Origin of the sequence: Accumulibacter sp. (assembly GCF_029255285.1) — a bacterium.
Lineage (GTDB): Bacteria > Pseudomonadota > Gammaproteobacteria > Burkholderiales > Rhodocyclaceae > Accumulibacter.
This window is the reverse complement of record NZ_JAPUVI010000035.1, coordinates 1-18644: the sequence shown is the minus strand read 5'-3', so window position 1 is coordinate 18644 and position 18644 is coordinate 1. Positions and strand designations below refer to the sequence as shown.

Sequence of the window (18644 nt, the reverse complement as noted above, 5' to 3'; positions counted from 1 at the left end):
GCCATCTGCATCATACTTTAAAGGGTAGGATATCCAACGCCACTTCCAACAGTGTTCCAGGCTCTGATAGACCTTGACAGCAGCCGTGATTCGGGGAAAGCGTGCCGACGGAGCCGGAAAACCTTGCATCGGTGATCTCCCACAGCGGCGTGCCCCGGGCAGGCGCGATAGGCGGCGGTGACATCGGCTCGCCTAATGGCGAGAGGATCTCGCGCACGGTGCAGGCGTCGGTGAGGAAGGCGACGATTCGCATCTCGCCGCCACAGCGTGGGCAGACGAGCGGAAAAAACTCATCGATCGAGGCTCCGGCGGTCGGCCCCTTCGACGCGCACGCCGGCGTCGATCGAGAAGCCCCCACCCTGATCCCAGTTCGCCATCGTCTCGGCCTCTTCCGGCTCAAGCACGCCGCGACCCGCTCATTTCGGCGCGACGTATCGGTTCCCGGCGGCCTTGTAGCGCTCTATCGCCTTCTTCAGATCGGTGTACTGCGCGCAACCAAAGAAACACGCCTTGTCGAGCGCGGCGAGACGTTGTTCGGCGGCGGCCAGATCGCCTTTCATCAGGTAGAGCTCACCCGAGTACTCGAGCGCGCCGCGGTGTTTGGGGTCGATGCGCAACGCTTCGTTGTAATAGCGCTCGGCGGCGCCGAGGTCGGGAGTTGGCTGCCTGCGCTGCACGTAGCCCATGAGGTTGTTCCAGTCGGCACTGGCGGGGTCGTTGACTCGCAACAACTCACTCGCCGCCGCCGCCCACTGCCCGGAGTCGATCAGACTGCGTGCTGGCGTCAGCTTGTCGGGTTTGCCGGCAATGGGTTGCGAGTCGGCGATCGCTGTCTGCAGCAAGGCGGACAGCATCACGGCCAGAAAAACGATAGACGCGCTTTGCTTCTTCATCGTGACATCCTCCACGGCGAACTAGCCGGTCCAACCCTCGGCAAGAGAGAATAGGCAACGCACTCCTGGCGGTCAAGCCTTTGGACGAGCACTCGCCGGGTTCGTCAGGCCTTCAGGCTGAACGGAGTGAAGTCGGTCTCCCGGTCGTAATAGTCCTCGCCCTCGACCCGCTTGAGCACGCCAACGATCCGGTAAGTGAGCGGCGTCATCACGACTTCGACCAACACTTTGGCGACAAACTGCGAAAGCATCACCTGCAACAGAATTTCGTTCGGAATCAGACCGCTATCGAAGAACGCCAAGGGATAGAAGAGCGCCGAGTCTACGCCCTCGCCGACAATCGTCGAGCTGATCGTCCGCGACCAAAGCCAGCGCCCTTCGGTAAGCACTTTCATCTTGGCGAGCACGAAGGAATTGACGAACTCGCCGCAAAAAAAGGCGATCAGCGAGGCGAGCACGATGCGCCAGGTCGAGCCGAAGGCAATCTCGTACGCCTGCTGGTTCCGCCACTCGGGTGCCGGTGGCAAGGCGACGATCACCCATGCCATCAGCGAAGCAAAGGACATCGCGGCAAAACCTGCCCAGATCACCCGCCGCGCACGGGCATAACCGTACACCTCGGTCAGAATGTCACCAAAGATGTAGGAAATGGGGAAAAAAAGGACGCCGGCGCCAAAGGTGACGGCACCGACAACGGGCAGGGTCAACTGCGCCGCCTTGGCCGGTCCGATCAGGTTCGAGCATAGGTAGACGGCGACGAAAGCCGCCATCACCAGGTCATAGTAGCGGTAGGCGCGCGACGGTGCCGACGAAGAAGCCTGCATCCTGTTCATCGCTGCGCTTATACCATGGAAAACACTGCGTCAAACACCGGGGAACCCTTTGCCGCCTTGACACGTCAGTAAGCTTGCTGTCTTGCGTGGACGGCATGCACGCCGCAGTTGGCCGGACGCTGAGCACAACTGTGTGCGACTTGCTCTCCAGGCCCCGTGGAAACGAACCGCTTGCACGCGGCTGGCCTTCGTTTGCGGGCTGATTGCCCGAGTTCCGGGCGCGCAGTCGCTGTTGCGTGGCGCTTCGCGACGGGCGCTGTCTTGTGCGATCTCGCCTCGGGTGGTGGGGCTGACGGTCGTCGCCTTCGGTAACAGCGCTCCTGAAATGGCGGTGTCGGTGCGCTCGGCGGCGGCAAGCGTGACGGGCGAGTGACGAAAGGTCGCGCGGCAGTTCATCTGGACGAGAGCGCGCGGTCGCTCAGCGAAAGCTGACGGTAAAACCGTTTCTTGACGCGGTAAAGCTGGGCCGGCCGGTGCGCCTTGCCGGTCTCGAGCGCGCCGGCGACCGGCTCGAGAATGTCGAGTTCGTCGATCTTGCGCCGAAAGCTCACCTTGTTGATCGGCGTTCCGAGGATCGCTTCGTAGACGCTCTGCAGTTGCGGCAGCGTGAACCGGTCGGCGCACAGATAGACCGGCAGCGACGAGTAGCTGCTCTTGTCGCGCACGCGCCGGACCGCGGTGGCGATGATCTGTTGATGATCGAAAGGCAAGGCGCGCACCTGGTCGACCGCGAGCAGCGAGAGTTCCGGATGCCTGGCGGTGGCAATCACCTGCCAGGGAACCAGAGCGTAGTAGGCGACCGAAATCGACCAGCCGCGTGGATCGCGCGCGCGCCCGGAAAACGTTGCCAGTTGCTCGAGATAGGGACTCTCGATCCCGGTCTTCTCCCTGAGCATGCGCATCGCCGCGTCGCCGGTGTCGACGTCCTCGTCCGCATGTACGTAGCCGCCTGGCAGGGCAAGCACTCCGGCAAACGGCGGGTGATCACGCTGCAGGAGGGCGACGTGCAGCGCTTCGTCCTGCAAGGTCAGCAGGACCACGTCTACGGTGCAGATGATGGCGTTCATGAGGGTGAGCGTGTGCGTGCGAATTGTTCCCGGCAGTTAGGATAACAACAAAACGAACATGATGAACAGGGAAGCGCGGGAAATTCCCGTTCAGGCCGAATTGGCCACTCTTCGGACATCTTCTGGTTTGAGAATTTTTTCACGCGGCTCAAAATTTTCAGTCTTTCTTAGTTGCATTGTGCAACGAAGTGGTCTAGAGTAGGGGTCAGACGCCGTACGGAATGCGGCGCTGCGAAGGAGAAGAAAGATGAACGGAAAACGCATCCATCTCGTGATCATCGATCCGCAGAACGACTTCTGCGATCTGCCCGCCGAACAGTGTCCAGAAATTGCCGGCACCCGGCAACTGCCGGCACTGCCGGTGAGCGGCGCGGACGCCGATCTGCACCGCGTGGCAGCGCTGATTCGCGCCGGTGGCGAGGGCCTCAGCGCGATCACGATCACGCTCGATTCGCACCAGCGTGTCGACATCGCCCACCCGACCTTCTGGTGTGATGCAGACGGTGGCCCGGTGTTGCCATTCACGCCGATCCGCGCGCAGGACGTGCGCGCCGGCCGCTACCAGCCGCGCCTGACGGGCGCGCGCGAGCGCGTGCTCGCCTACCTCGACGCGCTGGAAGCAGCGGAGCGCCACGCGCACATGGTCTGGCCCGTGCACTGCGAGATCGGCACCTGGGGGCACAACGTCCATGCCGCCGTGCGCGACGCGTACAACGCCTGGGAGGAGGCGCGCGTCGACGTCGTCGACAAGGTGGTCAAGGGAAGCAATCCATGGACCGAGCACTTCAGCGCGATCCAGGCCGAAGTCCCCGACGCTGACGACGAATCGACCCAGCTCAACGTGCGCCTGATCACACAGCTGCGCGCCGCCGACCGGGTGCTCGTCTGCGGCGAGGCGGGCAGCCATTGCGTCAAGGCGACGACCGAGCACCTCGTCGAGCAACTGCCTGCCGACGAGCGCAGCAAGCTGATTTTGCTCACCGACTGCATGAGCCCGGTGTCAGGCTTCGCCGCGGTATACCACACCTTTCTCGAAGACATGCGCCGCCTCGGCGTGCGCACCGCGACGGCGGCTGACGTTCTGCCGCTGCTGCTGGAAAACCGTTGATTGCCGCTCAACCTTCGTCCGCCTTGGAGACGCGCCCGATGTCAGCCGAACCCGTCGTCCGCAGCCTGCTGGAAAACGATCTGTACAAGTTCACCATGTGGCAGGCCCTGCTGCACAGTCACCCCGGAGCACACGCCGAATACGCCTTTTTCTGCCGCAACCGGCCGGCGTATCCGCTGGCCGAATTGCAAGCGGAGGTGGATGCCGAACTCGATCGTCTGTGCACCCTCACCTTCAGCACAGACGAACTCGCCTACCTGCGCGGCCTGCGCTTCCTGAAGAGCGACTTCGTCGATTTTCTTTCGGTATTCCGTTTTCAGCGCCGCTTCGTCCGCACGCAGGTGGACGGTGAACACTTGCGCGTCGTCGCCAGCGGACCACTGGTGCACGTCATGGCGTTCGAGATTTTCGTGCTCTACATCGTCAACGAGCTCTATTTCCGGCGTCTGCCGGCCGACGCGTCGATCCTGGCGACGGCGCGCCAGCGGCTTCAAGCCAAGATCGCTTTCCTGCAAGCAGAACGAGCGGCACTGGCGTCGACCGGCGAGCCCTTCGTCTTCTTCGATTTCGGTCTGCGCCGCCGATATTCCGGCGCCTGGCACGAGGAAGTCGTCCGCACGCTGGCGCGCGAGCTTCCGGATCACTTCCGCGGCACTTCGAACGTCCATTTCGCGCGCACGCTCGGTCTGACGCCGATCGGCACGATGGCGCACGAGTACCTGCAGGCGTATCAGGCTTTCGGCTTCCGCCTGCGTGACTTTCAAAAGGCGGCGCTCGAAGGCTGGGTGCAGGAGTACCGCGGCGATCTCGGCATCGCGCTCACCGACGTCGTCGGCATGGATGCCTTTCTCGCCGATTTCGACCTCTACTTCGCCAAGCTCTTCGATGGCCTGCGCCACGACTCGGGCGACCCGGTGGTGTGGGCGGAAAAGGCCTTGCGTCACTACGAAACGCTGCACATCGATCCGAAGAGCAAGCGTCTGGTCTTCTCCGACGGCCTCAATCTGCCGCGCGCGGTCGATCTCTACCGGCGCTTTCGTGGTCGCGTGCTGACCGCTTACGGGATCGGCACGGACCTCTCGAACGATACGCCGCACCCGGCGCTGAACGTGGTGATGAAGATCCTGTCGTGCAACGGGCAACCGGTCGCCAAGCTCTCCGACTCGGCGGGCAAGACCCTGTGCGAGGACCAGACCTTTCTCGCCTACCTGCGCCAGGTCTTCAAGCATCCGGTGGTCACGCAATGAATACTTTTCGCGTCACGCTGGCGCAGATCAATCCAACGGTCGGCGACATCGCCGGCAATATCGACCTGCTCCTTCGCGCGGCCGCACAGGCGCAGCGCGAGCAGGCGCAGATGGTCGTCTTTCCCGAACTGTCGCTGACCGGCTATCCACCCGGCGACCTGCTCGACGAAGCGGCGTTCAACGCCCGCGTCGCCGACGGACTCGAACGGGTGCTCGCGGCGACGCGCGCGACTCCCGGACTGTGCTGGGTGATCGGCGCGCCGACCCCACGCAGCGGCCCCGGCAAACGGCTCGAAAACAGCCTGCTCGTCGTCCGCGACGGATCCGTCGTGCTTCGCTACGCCAAACAGTTGCTGCCCACCTACGACGTCTTCGACGAACGTCGACACTTCGAACCGGGACCCGACCTGGCCCGCGTGCTTCGCCTCGGCGGCACGCAGATCGGTTTCCTGATCTGCGAGGACGGCTGGAACGACGCCGGCAGCGACTACGCGGTGAATCCGTTCACGCGACTGGCCGACGCCAGTCCCGATTTCGTCGTCTCGATCAACGCCAGCCCGTCGAACGTCGGCAAGCGCGAACAGCGGCATCGCCTGTTCGCCGCGGCGAGCCGACGCCATGGCTTGCCGCTGCTCTACGTCAACCAGATCGGCGGGCACGATCAACTGGTCTTCGACGGCGCGTCGTTCGCCGTATGCCCGACCGCTGGCGTCGTCTTCGAGGCGCCGCGCTTTAGCGAGTCGATCAGCACGCTGCAATGGGATGGCGGCCGCTTTCTGGCCGCCGACGGCGGGCCGCTGCCGGCGGTCGATGCCGCCGGCCTGCCGGTGATGGAGTTCTACCGCCGCCAGATCGTCCTCGGTGTGCGCGACTATGCCCGGCGTTGCGGCTTCAGCCGCGTCGTCGTCGGCTCCTCGGGAGGCATCGACAGCGCGCTGACGCTGGCGCTCGCCGCCGAAGCGCTGGGGCCGGAAAACGTCGTTGCCATCACCATGCCGTCGCGCTTCTCGACGCCCGGCAGCGTCAGCGATTCCGCCCGCCTGTGCAGCAATCTTGGCATCGAACTGGTCGAGCATCCGATTCACGATATCGTCAGCCAGTTCGAAGCCGCCTTCGCTGCCGCCTTCGCCACTCCCTTGCAGGGAATTGCGCTGGAGAACCTGCAAGCGCGGGTACGCGGGACGGTGTTGATGGAGTACTCGAACAGTCACGGCCATCTCCTGCTGACCACAGGCAACAAGAGCGAGATTTCGGTCGGTTACTGCACGCTCTACGGCGATACCAACGGCGGTCTGGGCCTGATCGGCGATCTCTACAAGACCGAGGTGTTTGCGCTCTGCCGGCATCTGAATCGCTGCGCCGGGCGCGACCTGATCCCGGCAAGCATCATCGACAAGGAGCCCTCCGCCGAACTCGCGCCCGGACAGCGCGACAGCGACAGCCTGCCGCCGTATCCGCTCCTGGACAGGATCCTCAAGCACCTGATCGAAGGCGAGCGACTCGCTTCCGACGAGCGCGCCGAGGTCGACGCAGCTTACGCACGACTGCTCGCCGACGCCGGCGGGCGTACCCTGATCGCCACGATACGGCGCCTCGTGGCGCGCAACGAATACAAGCGGCGCCAGGCGCCGCCGATCCTGCGCCTGCGCGCCAGAGCCTTCGGCAGCGGCCGGCAGATGCCGATCGCCGCGCGCTACGATTGACCGACGATTACCCTCGGGAGACTCACGATGAGCCAGACCTACGACAGTGCGGTTCTGATCGGCCGCTTCCAGCCTTTCCATAACGCCCATGCGCAACTGCTCGCGCTGGCGCTGCAGACCGCCGGGCAGGTGTTGGTCGTGCTCGGCTCGGCGCACGCCGCACGCAACGCGAAGAACCCGTTCACCTGGGAAGAACGCGCGGCGATGATCGGCAGCACGCTCGACGCGGCGGAGCGGGCACGCGTCCATTTCCTGCCCGTGCGCGACTATTACGACGACCGGCGCTGGGGGGCCGCCGTGTCCACCGCGGTTCAGGCGCACACCGCGGCGACCGCGCGCATCGCGCTCGTCGGCCACGTCAAGGACGCTTCGAGCGAGTATCTGCAGCGCTTCCCGCGCTGGCACTTCGTTGCCGCACCAGCGTGCGACTCCCTCGATGCAACCAGTCTGCGCCGCATCTACTTCGACAGTGACCGCTGGCCGGCGACACAGGCGCTGCTCGGTGGCCTGGCGCCCCCCGCGATCGTCGACTACCTCAAGGGCTGGCGCCACCTGCCGCACTATGCGCGTCTGCGCGACGAGCACCTGGCGCTCGAAGAGTACCGGCAGACCTGGGGTAGCGGCCCTTTCGTCACCGTAGACGCGGTGGTCACCGCTGCCGCGCATGTCCTCCTCGTCGAACGCGCGGATGGGCCGGGGAAGGGACTGTGGGCCGTTCCCGGCGGCTTCCTGGAGCCGCGCGAGCGCGTCCTGCAGGGCGCGGTCCGCGAACTGCGCGAGGAAACCGGTCTGGTGCTGCTCGCCGCGACGCTCGAAAGTCTGCTCAGGGGCGTTGCCGTCTTCGATCATCCCGACCGCAGCCTGCGCGGGCGATCGATCACCCACGCGCACTGGTTTGATCTCGGCGACTGCCGCCTGCCCGAAGTCGCCGGCGACGACGACGCGGCGCAGGCGAAATGGATTCCGATTGCCGACCTCAAGGCCATGGAAGGCGAGTTCTTCGAGGACCACTTCAACCTGCTCGATCACTTTCTCGCGCTTCATCCCGAGGCTTGACCGATGTCCCTGACGGCCGTGACCTGCCCGCAATGCGGCGGAGGCCTGCCCAGACAGGCGATCTGGCGGACGGTGAGCTGCCCGTACTGCGGGGCGACGGTCACGCGCCGCCCGTACTGCGTCGAAGCCGCGCGTCTCCGGGCAACGGCCGCCCGCGTTCAAGCCGGGGTGCTGGCGCGGAAGGCCGGCGCCTGGCCGATTCTGCGCTGCGCCGGACGCCGTTTCCATCTGCTCGCGCGAGTCGGCATCGGCGAAAACGCGGAGGTTCATCTTGCCGAGCGCATCGCGCCGCTGCCTGAACGGATAATCGTCAAGCTCGCGCACGCGACGACGGGCAAGGGTGTACTCGCGGGCGAAGCGGCAACCCTCGGCGCGCTGATCGGGGACGCGGCAGCCACGCCTCTTCTGACACAGCGCTTGCCGCAGCCGATCGGCGTCGCCGTCGGCGAAACCGGCGCCGACGAGGGGCGGGAGGTACTGCTGCTGCGTCATCACGGCGGCTACTGGGGAAGCCTGGCGCAGGTGATCGAGCATTCACCCGGAGGCGTGGATCCCCGGCACGCCGTCTGGATCTGGCGGCGCGCGCTCGACGTGCTCGCCGGCGTGCACGCCAAGGGCTGGACACACGGCGATCTGGCGCCCGAGCACTGGCTCGTGCATCCGCGCGACCACGGGATCCTCCTCGTCGGCTGGGCGCGCGCCGTGCGCGATGCCAGTGCGGCACGCGTCGCCCGCGACCTGAGGCAAAGCGCGTGGACGGTGCGCTGGCTGTTATCCGGCGGTGACGCATCGCCCTTGCCCTCGCCGGCAACGCCCCCACCGCTGGCAAACCTGTTGGAAAGAAGCAGCGAAGACGCGGCCTGGTGTGCCACCGTCGGCGCGCAAGGTCTCGATCAGGCCTTGCTCGAGGCTGCCCGCGCCGCCTTCGGCCCACCCAGGTTCGTCCATTTCAACCCCATTGCGGCCGCAGGCCACTAGGAGAAACACATGGGTTACGGCAGTTATTCGTTCAGCGCGCACCAGGCGCTGACCGTGGATCGCGCGGCGCTCTCGCGCGAACAAGTGTTCAGGCAAAGCGGTTGTCATCCCCTGATGAACCCCAGGGGCTTGACCGTCCGTGAGGCGCGCGACAGCGCCGAGCACCCCGATTCGCTCGCCATCGTCTTTGCACTCGACGTCACCGGCTCGATGGGACACATCCCCGAACTGCTGGCACGGCAGGAGCTGCCGACCTTCATGAAACTGCTCACCGATTGCCGGATTCGCGACCCGCAGGTGCTGTTCATGGCGATCGGCGATGCCACGTCGGATCACGCTCCGTTGCAGGTAGGCCAGTTCGAAACGACGGCCGAACTGATCGACCAGTGGCTGACCTGGAGCTGCCTCGAAGGCGGCGGCGGCGGATCCAACACCGAGAGTTACGAACTGGCGTTCTACGTGCTGGCGCAGCACACCGACCTCGATTGCTGGGTGAAGCGCGGGAAACGCGGCTATCTGTTCATGACCGGCGACGAACTGCCGTATCCGGCGGTTTCCCGGCACCAGATCGAAGCGCTGATCGGCGAGCGGCTCGACGAGGACCTGGCGCTTGCCGACGTGATCGCGGCGGCGGCCGAGACGTACCGCCTCTTTTTCCTGATTCCCGACCGGCAACGTGCTCAGCGCTGCGAGGCACGCTGGCGCGAAGTCCTTGGCGACCACGTCATCTGCATGGAATCGCATCTCGACACCTGCGCCGTCGCCGCCGCGATCGTCGGTCTGAGCGAGGGAGCGCTGAGCGGAGTCGACGCCGTGGCCGACATTCTGCACGCGGGAGGCAGTTCGCGTGAGCGTATCGCGGCGACGGTGCGCGCGCTGCAACCCTACGCCGACCTGCTCGACCCGGAGGCGGTCAGGCGTCCCCAGTCGCCGCCGGCCGCCTCACGCCGTGGGCGGCCGGACTGGTGGCAGCGCCTGTTCTCCTGAGCGAAGCGACCCGGCCGCCATGACCCGCTGTGTCTCCCTGCTCGGCCTGGGTTTCGGCGATTGCGGCAAGGGCGCGTTCACCGACGCGCTCTGCCGGCGCTGGCAGGCGCACACCGTCGTCCGCTTCAACGGCGGGGCGCAGGCGGGGCATAACGTCGTCCTTCCCGACGGGCGGCAGCACAGCTTCTCCCAGTTTTCCGCCGGAACCTTCGTGCCGGGCGTCGTCACCGTCCTCGCCAACCCGGTCGTCGTTCACCCCGGCGCGCTGCAGGTCGAGTACGCGCGTCTGCAGGCGATTGGCTGCGGCGACGCGATCGGGCGCCTGCTGATCGACCGCCGCTGTCGGGTCAATACACCGCTGCACCAGGCCGCCGGACGCCTGCGCGAGCTGGCGCGCGGCGCCGCAGCACACGGAAGCTGCGGCGTCGGCGTCGGCGAAACCGTGCGCCACGCGCTCGCCTTCCCCGGACACGCACTGCACTATGGCGATCTGGCGCGCCCCGCGCTGGCGATGCAAAAGCTGGCGGCGATCCGACGCGATCTGTTGGCGGACCTCGGCGCACGCGAAGATCTGGCGGCGGACCCGGCCGGAGCCGCCGAGTGGCGCATGCTGACCGACGGGAACACCGCCGAAGCGTGGCTGGCGAGCAGTCATCGCCTGTTGCGGACGGTGCCCCCGGCGGCTACGGAACGCATTGCCGAACGCTTCACGCGCCCGGGAACGGTCCTCTTCGAGGGCGCGCAAGGGGTGCTTCTCGACGAGTGGCACGGCTTCCATCCGCACACGACGTGGAGCAGCATCCATCCGCGCGCCGTCGCCACCGTCGCGGCCGGCTACGGCCACCGCAGCCGGATCGAGCATCTCGGCGTCGTCCGCGCCTACCTGACGCGGCACGGTCCCGGCCCCTTCCCCACCGCGGACGCGACGCTCGACCACCTTCCCGAGCCGCACAACAGCGATCGCGGCTGGCAGGGGCCTTTTCGCCGCGGCCATCCGGATGGCGTTCTGCTGCGCTACGCGCTGGCCGTCTGCGGCCGACTCGACGGTCTGCTGGTCAGCCATCTCGACGTCTTCGAACGGCTCCCCGGACTGCGTTGGTGCGACCGCCATGTCGTCGCCGCGCCGGGCAACGAAGATCGCCGCACTGCCAGCCTGCCGCTCAGCGCCGGCGAAGATCTGGCGCATCAGGCCGCGCTGACGCGGATGCTCTTCGCCGCGCGCCCGGAATACGATCGCGAGCCCCTGACCTCGGCCGCGTCGCTGCTCGCCCGCCTGCGCGAGACGCTCGCTTGCCCGGTCTGGTTCGCCTCGGCGGGCCCGACTCACACCGCGGTCAAGCCGATCGATCCGGTCGAAGACCTGTCTTCATGCGGTCGCGTCGAGCGGCTTGCCGACTGAATTCCGCGCCGCCGTCGAGCTTCTGAAACGGCCCAGGAAAGCGTTGGCGCTTGCCAGCCGTGCCAGTCAAGTCCCAAATTCGCCGTGGATTCCGCCGGAGTGAGTCGTTCGCGCCGGAGGCTCTTGCGCGTCGAGAGCAGGCGGGCAATGCCTTGACCGACGGTGCGCTTGAGCGACGGGAGACGAAAGCAGGCACCAAGGTGATGCACCGCTTCATCCTGACGATGGAACGATCCATCCCCACGATGGAACGATGCACCAAGCTGGTACATCGATCCATACTGACGATGGAACGATCCATGTCGACAACGGAACGCTGCACCAATCTGGTACGTCGTTCCATCGTGGGGATGGATCGCTCCATCGCGCGGATGCGACGATGGATGCGCAGGATCGAACGATGCACCGGAATGATGCACCGTTCCATGGCGACGATGGATCGGCCGATGTCGCCGATGGACCGTTCCGTGTCGGGCAGCGAACGCCGACGGCGCCCGTCTGGCCGACAGCCGTCCGTCCCGGACGGCCATACGGCCAGACTCCCTGCTCAGGCCGGCTCCGCCGGCCCTGCTGGACCTAGGGCGAGCCGGAACCCGATGTGGCGATCGCGGTAGCCAGGCTCGCCCCTGATCCGGCAGGCCGAACGCACGCTCCGGCCGTTGAAGCTCCACGAGCCGCCGCGCAACACGCGGAGGGCGCCCGTCTGCGGGCCTCGGGGATCCGTTTGGGCTCCCGTCGGGTATGGCCCGTACCAGTCGGCACACCACTCCAAGACGTTGCCGTGCATCTCGTACACGCCCCAGGCATTCGGCGGCAGCGACCCGACCGGAACGGTGGTTTCGCGATACAACCCTTTCTTGCCGCCCGCGTAGGGATGGTTGCCGTCGTAGTTGACCTGATCGGGAGTGATGTTCTCACCGAACGAAAACGGCGTCGTCGTCCCGGCACGGCAGGCGTACTCCCATTCGGCTTCGCTCGGCAGCCGCGCCGGCAGGCCCGGCAGGCGACGGTTGAGTTGGCTGATGAATTCCTGAACGTCGTCCCAGCTCACGCCATCGACCGGGCGGCGCGGTTCGTCCTGGAACCGACTCGGATTGCTTCCCGTCACCGCTTGCCAGAAAGCCTGACTGCAGGCCGTGTCCGCCAGCCAGAAGCCGCGGCTCAGCGTCACGGTGTGCGGCACTTCGTCAGAGTTACGTTCAGGCTCGCTGGCCGGCGAACCCATTTCGAAGCTTCCCGGCTCGATCCAGCGAAAGCGCTGGCGGACGCCGTCGATGGTGATTTCGGCATAGCGCCCGTACTCGTCGCTGCCAACGGCGCTCGCCCAGGACGGCTTTTCGGCCGTGTCGACCGTCGCTTCGCTGACGGGCACTCCGCTTTCTCCACCCGCCGGATCGGGCAAGCGGCGAGGCGGCCGCAGGCCCGGCAAAGCGAGGTAGACCGGGCTGTCGACCGTTCTTGTCGCCAGCGCCTGCTTGATCGAGTGAACGAGTTCGGAGCGGAATGCGGCGGCATTCTCGACCCCAGGAGACCTATCCATGGGCTGGTAGTGCAGGACGCGCAACCCAGCCAACGGCGCCGGAACCGAACCCCGCGCGGCGACCAGAAGTGTGCGCGTCGGGCACAGACCAAAACGGATGCCAAGTGGCAGCAACACGTCTTCGACTTTGCTCGACACGTCGGCAATCACCAGTTCGGCTTCCTGAAGCAGGCGGAGCATCGTGCCGTCGATGACTTCCGACTCAGGAACGTCGAAGCGAACGCACTCGAGGCCGACGCTGTCGACGGCCTCACGGATGATCGGATACGACTCGTCGAGCGCGAGGGTCCGCCCCGTACTCCAAGCGGACTTCCTTCCGAAAGCCTGCAGTACGAGGCAGCGGCCACGGCTTCCTTCGCGATGCGAGGCCTCCGCCGCTGCCGACGCTTCCGCGGGGGCGCCGGCATCGAAACGCTCGGGCGGACTCAGCGAGCCATCGGCATACACGTCGCTGCGCAGGCTGTCGTTGTCGGCCTCGCCGACCATGGCCCGCAGCCGTGCGACGAAGCGCGCGCGCTCGTCGCTGCCGATTCCGTCGTCCTGCGCCTGGTAAGGCAACAGCCGCCGCGTCAGGTTGCCGACGCTGCCGCGGTAAGTCCGCTCGGCGACGAGCAGCGTTCCCGAAGGTCGCAACGCCCAGCGGACGCCGAGCAGGTAAGCCAGGGCATCGTCGTCACGCGACAAATCGCAAACGACCAGATCGGCGTCGAGCAGGCGCTCGTAGATCGCTCGCCCGGACGCGTCCGCCGTGCGAACGTCGTCGAGCCGCAGGCAGTCCATGCCCAAGCCGGTGACGGCCGTGCGGATCATCGCGAAGGCCGCGTCGAGATCGAGCGCCCGGCCGTCCGGCAGCGCCTTCTTCCCGGCGCCAATCAGCACCAGACAGACCTTGCGCCGCGGCACCTTCGCTGACGACTCGTCACCCGTCTTGGCTGCGTCCTGCGGCTGGCGCCGCGCCAACAGCGTCGTCGGCGCCTCGAGGACGATGTCACCGACCCGGATCCCGCTGTCGCCGAGCGCCTGCACCAGCGTTCGCGCGCGCTCGTCGTCGCCGCCGACCAGCGCATCCATCGCCTTCGCGTAGGCGAGCAGATCCTGCTCGTTGGCGAGCGGCATCTCGATCGCCGACGTCAGCCCGCCGAGGCGCAGGCGCGCGCTGGCCGGCGCTTCGCCGGCCTGGCGCAGGGCGTCGGCGAAGGCGTGCGCGGCGTTCGCCGGTTCGAGATAGGCGAGCGCCACCCAGCGCTGGATGGCGAGGAATTCGGCGAGTTGCGGGTCGGCGGCGCGGCTGGCGCGCCGCTCCATCGCCTGCACGTAGCGCCAGAGCAGTTCGGCAACGCGCCGCGCGCGCGGGCGCGCGTCGTCGCGGTACAGCGAGCGCAGCAGCGCCAGCCCGTGCCAGCGCACCTGCGCGTCGAGGCGGTAATAGCCACCGCCCAGGCCGGTGGCGAGCGGCGAGAAAAGGACGTCGGCATCGAGGCTGAGGTCGGCGCGGTGCTCGGGCAGGAAGTTCACGCGGATCAGGTCGAGCAGGTCGGCGCGCAGCGTCTCGGGGACCGACGCGTGCATCAGGAGCAGCAGCGCTTCGCGCCCGTAGTCGGCGGCGTACTGTTCGAGCGCGGTGTAGGCTTCGCGGACTTCGAGCGGGCGTTGGCCGAGGGCGGCGGGGTAAGGCATGGCGAGCCGCTACTTGTTGCCGCGCAGGATGTCGACGGCACGCAACAGGTGCGCGGCGTCGAGCGGCAGCATGCTGACGTTCGCGCCCGCGGCGACCAGCGCGGCGGTCGTCCCGGCCCAGCGCGTGCGTGGCATCGGGTTGATCCAGACGATGGCCGGAAACAGGCTGGCCGCTTCGGCGAGAAAAGCCGCGGTCTGCAGCGCCCGCCGCCGGTTGAGATAGCCGCGCGCGCTGCCGGCGTCGCTGAGCACGAGCAGGCCGGCGCCGGCGTGGCGACGCAGCACTTCGTCGCGCGCTTGCGGGTCGGTCAGGTCGACGTCGGCGAAAAGCTGCGAGCGGGGGAGATTGCTGAAATAGCGCAGCTCGGCGCTGGCCAGGCGGCCAAGACGCAGCGAGTCGGCCAGCGTCGCCAGGAAGGGCCGCCAGGGGTCCATGCTGGCGCTGGTATCGGCGAGCACCAGCAGGCGCGCGCTGTTGGCGCGGCGAGCACGGCAGACGGGCTGCAGCAGCCGACCGCGACGGCAGCGTTCACGAATCGTCGCCGCGAGATCGAGTTCGCGACGTGGGCCACGGCGCGTGCTGCGGCGGTAGCGCCGCCAGAGAACCGTCATCTCGCGCAGGCTGACCAGCGTGTGCGGATGCAGCACGTAGTGCTCGTCGATCTTCGGCTCGACCGACAGGCGCGGCACCGGCAGGCCGCCGCCGGCGTGCGCGCCGACGAAGGAAACGCGGGCGCAGGACTCCTCGACCGGGGCGGCGTCGGGTGGCGGCTGAGCGGTCGGCGACGCGGGACCGGCGAGTTTTCCGCCCGCTGGCGCCGTGCCGCCCTGTCGCTGGCCAACCGACTGGCCGGCGCCGGACGCCGACACCCTCGCCAGGGCTTCGTCGATGGCATCGATCAACGCCCGCCCCGGAGCGGGCACCAGGTCGAACCAGCGCGCGATCAGCCGCTGCTCCGCATCGGAGCGGGCCCACAGCGCCAGCGCGAGGTCGCGCAACGCCTGCCGCCCGTCCTGCTTGAGGTCGAGCCGCCCGAAACCCAGCTGCAACGCCCGTAGCGCGTCGAGATAGTCGCGCACGCCGAGCGGAACGCCGTTGGCCAGCAGTTCCCGGAAGAGCCCCAGGAGAGGCGGCGGCAGGCGAGCGCTGTCGCTCATTCAGCGGACTCTTCGGCGGTGCGCGCGCGATAACGCTCGATGTCCTGGTGAAGCTTGAACAGGACGGCCTGATCGGCGCTCGAGAGCGCGTCGGGCGAGACCTCCTCGGCCTTGCGGCTCTGCCAATGGAGCACGCGCACCCAGTCCACGAGTTCGCTGGTCGCCGGCAGCTTCTGCAGTTCGAGATCTCGGCCGCGCTCGCGGATCTGGCAGAAGCGCGCGACCGCACCGGCAATCAGGGCGTCGCCGATGTCGTCGAGACGGGCGTCGAGGTTCTTCCTGACGATGCGCGCCAGGATCCCGGCGTCCGCGGGAAAATCGAGCCGGGTATACAGACAGCGACGCAGGAAGGGTTCGGGCAACGGCTTCTCGCGGTTGCTGGTGATGATGACGATCGGCTTGACGCCATCCGCCGGCGCCGTGACGTGCCGGCCGAAGCCCTTGGCCGCGGCGCAGCGGTCGCTTTCGCTGCGCGGCAGGTCCTCGATGTCGAACTCGAAGCGGTCGAGAACGTCGAGCAGGTCGTTCGGGAAATCGATGTCGGCCTTGTCGACTTCGTCGATCAGCACGACGCAGGGCTTGCCCTTCTGGATCGCATCGCCGAGCGGCTCGAGTTCGACGTAGGGGTAGACCCACCGGGCGTCGGTGTTCGCCGGGTTCTGCGCGTCCTGCAGGCGGCGCAGCGCGTCGAAGCGGTAAAGCAGGTCCTTGGCCTGGGTGGTGCTCTTGACGGTGATGCTGATCGGGCTGCCGGCGAGTTCCAGTTCCTCGGCGATGGCGTGCGCCAAGCGGGTCTTGCCGCAACCTGCCTCGCCTTCGACGAGCAGCGGCCGCCCGAGGCGGATCGCCAGGTTGACTATCGTCGCCGTCTGCGACGTGGCGACGTAGAAAGCAGAGCGGTCACCGAAGAAGGTCTTGTACTTGCAGGCGCTGTCGTCTGGCATGGTGTATTCCTCAGTTGGCGCTGGCCCAAAACCCCTCGAGAACCAGACGATTGTAGACTTTCGACGGCTCACCGTCGGGCTGGGTGGCGTAGCTGGCGATCTCCCGGCGGCGCTCCTCATCGAGCGTGATGCCGGCGCGGCTCTTGAGTTCCTTGAGCCAGCGCTGCAGCTGTTGAGCCGTGATGCCGGCCAGTTCCGGCAAGGCGAGCAGATGGCGGTAATCGACATCGTCAGCGTCGAGCCCGGCGCGGCGGACAAGAGGCTCCGGGTCATCGGCGAGTGGCTCGTGATCGATCACGAACCAGTACAGGCGCCCCTTTCCGCCCGGCGAGGCGGCGGCGAGCGCGAGCCGTAGCGGCTGCCAGAAATCGCTCACGAAGGTCGCCAGACGGTGCCGCTGCCGCCCGGCGGTGCGCAGGACGAAGACGACGTTCCGGTGAGCCAGGCGCGCTGCGAGAACCTCGGCGAGCGCCTCGATGGCGGCGGCGCCGAGCACCGGCTGCTGGAGTTGGCCGCAGGCCCAGCCGATCAGCGAGCCCGTGCTGTCGGCGTCGGTGGGTTGCCCGAGATGGACTTCGTCGTGCTCCTCCCACTGTTCCTCCCAGCCGTGGAGGAATTCGGCAAACTCGCGCTGGCCGTGGTTCTCGGCGCCGTGCACCAGAAAGGCGACCGCCCTTTCGCCTGGGCGCTCGCCGAAGGCCTCGAACGCCTTGCTCAGGGCTGTCCGTTGGTCCTCGCGACCGATACGCCCAAGTTCGTGCGCGGGAATCTCGCCTTTGGCCTGTTTGCGACCTGCCAGCGCTTCTTCAAGCAGGAGAAGGTTCCAGTTGACGATGCTGAAGCAGGCCTTTTCCGTGAGTTCCTGTTGGTTCCCGTAAAAGGTGAGCATGCGTCCTTGCGACGCCCAATCGCCAACCGCTTGCAGAAACCTCTGTTGAGCTTGGGTGGCCTTGTCGCGCGACTCCTTGTCCGGGTACTCGTTCTCGATGTACGGCAACGCCCATTCGCGCAATTGCCGGTCGGCATCGCTGCCCTTCTCAGGCAGCAGGATGAAGATCGGAACATCTCGCTGCGGCCAGCGTTTGGTGGCCCAGCGAAACTCGAGTTCGGTGATCGATCGGGTGTGATCGGGCGGGATCCAGCCGTAACGGTGGCCGAAGAGACCCATGTAGGCATCGCAGGTCTCGACCTCCCGCTGGCAGACATCAACGACGAAATGACCCCCTGCCACCCAATCCCTTTGCAGGAAGACCTTGCCGCCCTTCACATTGCGCTCGACTGCCGCCTTCACGGCCTCGCGGTAGAGGCGACAGTCCTGGGCCGTGGCGCTCAGGAAGACCTGCGAGACTTTTGCGATGTCGGTGGCACGCGGCATGAGTTGGGAAATCCTGCTCTGCAGGTGGCGGGGTCGGGAGCCGCCATGATATGCCAGCCGTGTCGCGCGTGCCATGTTGCGCACTGGCGCCCGTGAAGCCGTGCGCGGCTTCGCCATGGGAATCGCTGCCCATGGCATCGGCAGCGCGCGCGCTTTTCAGGAGAACGAGCAAATGGGGGCCTTTGCCGCGCTGGCGATGGATCTCAATGGCCTGATGACGGCGCGGCTGCTGGCGGTGGTGATCCCGCGGTTACTGAGTGGGTAACGGCAAGGCGACCTGAAGGTTGCCATTTTTCCCGGCCTGCCGCCGCTGGTCGCCATCGACGCGGGAAACTATCCCTTCGGCAGCGACGTAGGCATCGACCCGGACGAGGTCCAGGCTTCAGTGTGCGGTCGGCCCGAAGACGTCGTCGATCCGATCCGCTTCGATGGCTTGGTCGAACCAGCCTTCGATTTCCGACAGCGACGCGGCCGCAATCCGGGCGCTGATCTCCGACGGGATGGCGCCGAACCGTTTGCGCAGCAGGCGCTGAAGTGCCAAGGCCTCACCTTGCTGCAGGCCTTGCTCGCGGCCCTGCTCGCGGCCTTTCTCGATACCGATTCGTTCAACCGACGACACGTAGCGCATTTGTTCTTGCTCCTCAAGCAGGTCGATATTCTGCCACAGCTCCTGCGCAAG

The 18644-nt window shown here is 66.8% G+C and carries 17 protein-coding genes and 1 pseudogene; 9 read left to right on the top strand and 9 right to left on the bottom strand.

Annotated elements, in window-relative coordinates; genetic code table 11:
- Positions 1-10: 10 nt before the first annotated feature.
- The 3 genes from Q1M07_RS05490 to Q1M07_RS05480 form a co-directional block, all read right to left on the bottom strand.
- Positions 11-253, bottom strand: a complete 243-nt coding sequence (locus Q1M07_RS05490) for a hypothetical protein (protein ID WP_300451810.1) — start codon at positions 251-253, stop codon at positions 11-13.
- Between the two features lie 163 nt (positions 254-416).
- Entirely contained in the window at positions 417-893 is a 477-nt protein-coding gene (locus Q1M07_RS05485; protein ID WP_300451807.1) for a tetratricopeptide repeat protein, read from the bottom strand.
- Between the two features lie 104 nt (positions 894-997).
- Positions 998-1717: a queuosine precursor transporter gene (locus Q1M07_RS05480; protein ID WP_300451838.1), complete on the bottom strand. Its 720-nt coding sequence runs from the start codon at positions 1715-1717 to the stop codon at positions 998-1000.
- Positions 1718-1859: 142 nt separating this feature from the next.
- On the opposite strand from Q1M07_RS05480, the gene Q1M07_RS05475 reads away from it, so the two are divergent.
- Positions 1860-2099, top strand: coding sequence for a hypothetical protein (locus tag Q1M07_RS05475; RefSeq protein ID WP_366983967.1), 240 nt, complete (start codon positions 1860-1862; stop codon positions 2097-2099).
- Between the two features lie 19 nt (positions 2100-2118).
- Here Q1M07_RS05475 and Q1M07_RS05470 read toward each other — a convergent pair whose 3' ends face one another.
- On the bottom strand, positions 2119-2793 hold the full coding sequence (locus tag Q1M07_RS05470; RefSeq protein ID WP_300451804.1) for an NUDIX domain-containing protein: 675 nt from the start codon (positions 2791-2793) through the stop codon (positions 2119-2121).
- A gap of 247 nt (positions 2794-3040) precedes the next feature.
- Between Q1M07_RS05470 and Q1M07_RS05465 the strand changes: the two genes are divergently transcribed.
- From Q1M07_RS05465 to Q1M07_RS05435, 7 genes are read left to right on the top strand one after another with little or no spacing between them, the layout of a single operon-like run.
- Positions 3041-3901 carry a cysteine hydrolase gene (locus Q1M07_RS05465; protein WP_300451801.1) on the top strand — a complete coding sequence of 287 codons (861 nt, stop codon included), beginning with the start codon at positions 3041-3043 and terminating at the stop codon, positions 3899-3901.
- A 38-nt stretch (positions 3902-3939) separates the two neighbouring features.
- A complete protein-coding gene (pncB, locus tag Q1M07_RS05460) occupies positions 3940-5148 on the top strand; it encodes a nicotinate phosphoribosyltransferase (protein WP_300451798.1) in 1209 nt (402 codons plus the stop codon).
- A complete protein-coding gene (locus Q1M07_RS05455) occupies positions 5145-6851 on the top strand; it encodes an NAD+ synthase (protein WP_300451795.1) in 1707 nt (568 codons plus the stop codon). Before pncB ends, Q1M07_RS05455 begins: the two co-directional genes overlap by 4 nt.
- A gap of 27 nt (positions 6852-6878) precedes the next feature.
- A complete protein-coding gene (locus tag Q1M07_RS05450; protein WP_300451792.1) occupies positions 6879-7907 on the top strand; it encodes a bifunctional nicotinamide-nucleotide adenylyltransferase/Nudix hydroxylase in 1029 nt (342 codons plus the stop codon).
- A 3-nt stretch (positions 7908-7910) separates the two neighbouring features.
- Positions 7911-8885 carry a protein kinase family protein gene (locus Q1M07_RS05445; RefSeq protein ID WP_300451789.1) on the top strand — a complete coding sequence of 325 codons (975 nt, stop codon included), beginning with the start codon at positions 7911-7913 and terminating at the stop codon, positions 8883-8885.
- A gap of 9 nt (positions 8886-8894) precedes the next feature.
- Positions 8895-9872 carry a VWA domain-containing protein gene (locus Q1M07_RS05440; RefSeq protein ID WP_300451786.1) on the top strand — a complete coding sequence of 326 codons (978 nt, stop codon included), beginning with the start codon at positions 8895-8897 and terminating at the stop codon, positions 9870-9872.
- Between the two features lie 19 nt (positions 9873-9891).
- Positions 9892-11271, top strand: coding sequence for an adenylosuccinate synthetase (locus Q1M07_RS05435; RefSeq protein ID WP_300451783.1), 1380 nt, complete (start codon positions 9892-9894; stop codon positions 11269-11271).
- Positions 11272-11818: 547 nt separating this feature from the next.
- Here the strand turns inward: Q1M07_RS05435 and Q1M07_RS05430 are convergent.
- Genes Q1M07_RS05430 through Q1M07_RS05415 form a run of 4 tightly spaced genes read right to left on the bottom strand, consistent with a single transcriptional unit; the run spans position 11819 to position 17965 of the window.
- Complete coding sequence (locus tag Q1M07_RS05430) at positions 11819-14488, bottom strand: formylglycine-generating enzyme family protein (protein WP_300451780.1); 2670 nt, start codon at positions 14486-14488, stop codon at positions 11819-11821.
- A gap of 9 nt (positions 14489-14497) precedes the next feature.
- Entirely contained in the window at positions 14498-15646 is a 1149-nt protein-coding gene (locus tag Q1M07_RS05425) for a VWA domain-containing protein (RefSeq protein WP_300451778.1), read from the bottom strand.
- A complete protein-coding gene (locus tag Q1M07_RS05420; RefSeq protein WP_300451775.1) occupies positions 15643-16590 on the bottom strand; it encodes a MoxR family ATPase in 948 nt (315 codons plus the stop codon). The genes Q1M07_RS05425 and Q1M07_RS05420 overlap by 4 nt, the downstream gene beginning before the upstream one ends.
- A gap of 10 nt (positions 16591-16600) precedes the next feature.
- On the bottom strand, positions 16601-17965 hold the full coding sequence (locus Q1M07_RS05415) for a DUF4062 domain-containing protein (protein WP_300451772.1): 1365 nt from the start codon (positions 17963-17965) through the stop codon (positions 16601-16603).
- 97 nt (positions 17966-18062) lie between these two features.
- Between Q1M07_RS05415 and Q1M07_RS05410 the strand changes: the two are divergent.
- Positions 18063-18230 (top strand): annotated as a pseudogene (locus Q1M07_RS05410) (LrgB family protein); the annotation flags it as partial.
- A gap of 117 nt (positions 18231-18347) precedes the next feature.
- Here Q1M07_RS05410 and Q1M07_RS05405 read toward each other — a convergent pair.
- The coding region (locus tag Q1M07_RS05405) for a DUF4351 domain-containing protein (protein ID WP_300451769.1) at positions 18348-18644 on the bottom strand (297 nt) is incomplete at its 5' end.

What these genes read in the sequence shown, in the direction of transcription:
- Q1M07_RS05490 (WP_300451810.1), bottom strand. Translation starts at nt 253, where the DNA reads ATGCGAATCGTCGCCTTCCTCACCGACGCCTGCACCGTGCGCGAGATC.
- Q1M07_RS05485 (WP_300451807.1), bottom strand. Translation starts at nt 893, where the DNA reads ATGAAGAAGCAAAGCGCGTCTATCGTTTTTCTGGCCGTGATGCTGTCC.
- Q1M07_RS05480 (WP_300451838.1), bottom strand. Translation starts at nt 1,717, where the DNA reads ATGCAGGCTTCTTCGTCGGCACCGTCGCGCGCCTACCGCTACTATGAC.
- Q1M07_RS05470 (WP_300451804.1), bottom strand. Translation starts at nt 2,793, where the DNA reads ATGAACGCCATCATCTGCACCGTAGACGTGGTCCTGCTGACCTTGCAG.
- Q1M07_RS05465 (WP_300451801.1), top strand. Translation starts at nt 3,041, where the DNA reads ATGAACGGAAAACGCATCCATCTCGTGATCATCGATCCGCAGAACGAC.
- pncB (WP_300451798.1), top strand. Translation starts at nt 3,940, where the DNA reads ATGTCAGCCGAACCCGTCGTCCGCAGCCTGCTGGAAAACGATCTGTAC.
- Q1M07_RS05455 (WP_300451795.1), top strand. Translation starts at nt 5,145, where the DNA reads ATGAATACTTTTCGCGTCACGCTGGCGCAGATCAATCCAACGGTCGGC.
- Q1M07_RS05450 (WP_300451792.1), top strand. Translation starts at nt 6,879, where the DNA reads ATGAGCCAGACCTACGACAGTGCGGTTCTGATCGGCCGCTTCCAGCCT.
- Q1M07_RS05445 (WP_300451789.1), top strand. Translation starts at nt 7,911, where the DNA reads ATGTCCCTGACGGCCGTGACCTGCCCGCAATGCGGCGGAGGCCTGCCC.
- Q1M07_RS05440 (WP_300451786.1), top strand. Translation starts at nt 8,895, where the DNA reads ATGGGTTACGGCAGTTATTCGTTCAGCGCGCACCAGGCGCTGACCGTG.
- Q1M07_RS05435 (WP_300451783.1), top strand. Translation starts at nt 9,892, where the DNA reads ATGACCCGCTGTGTCTCCCTGCTCGGCCTGGGTTTCGGCGATTGCGGC.
- Q1M07_RS05430 (WP_300451780.1), bottom strand. Translation starts at nt 14,488, where the DNA reads ATGCCTTACCCCGCCGCCCTCGGCCAACGCCCGCTCGAAGTCCGCGAA.
- Q1M07_RS05425 (WP_300451778.1), bottom strand. Translation starts at nt 15,646, where the DNA reads ATGAGCGACAGCGCTCGCCTGCCGCCGCCTCTCCTGGGGCTCTTCCGG.
- Q1M07_RS05420 (WP_300451775.1), bottom strand. Translation starts at nt 16,590, where the DNA reads ATGCCAGACGACAGCGCCTGCAAGTACAAGACCTTCTTCGGTGACCGC.
- Q1M07_RS05415 (WP_300451772.1), bottom strand. Translation starts at nt 17,965, where the DNA reads ATGCCGCGTGCCACCGACATCGCAAAAGTCTCGCAGGTCTTCCTGAGC.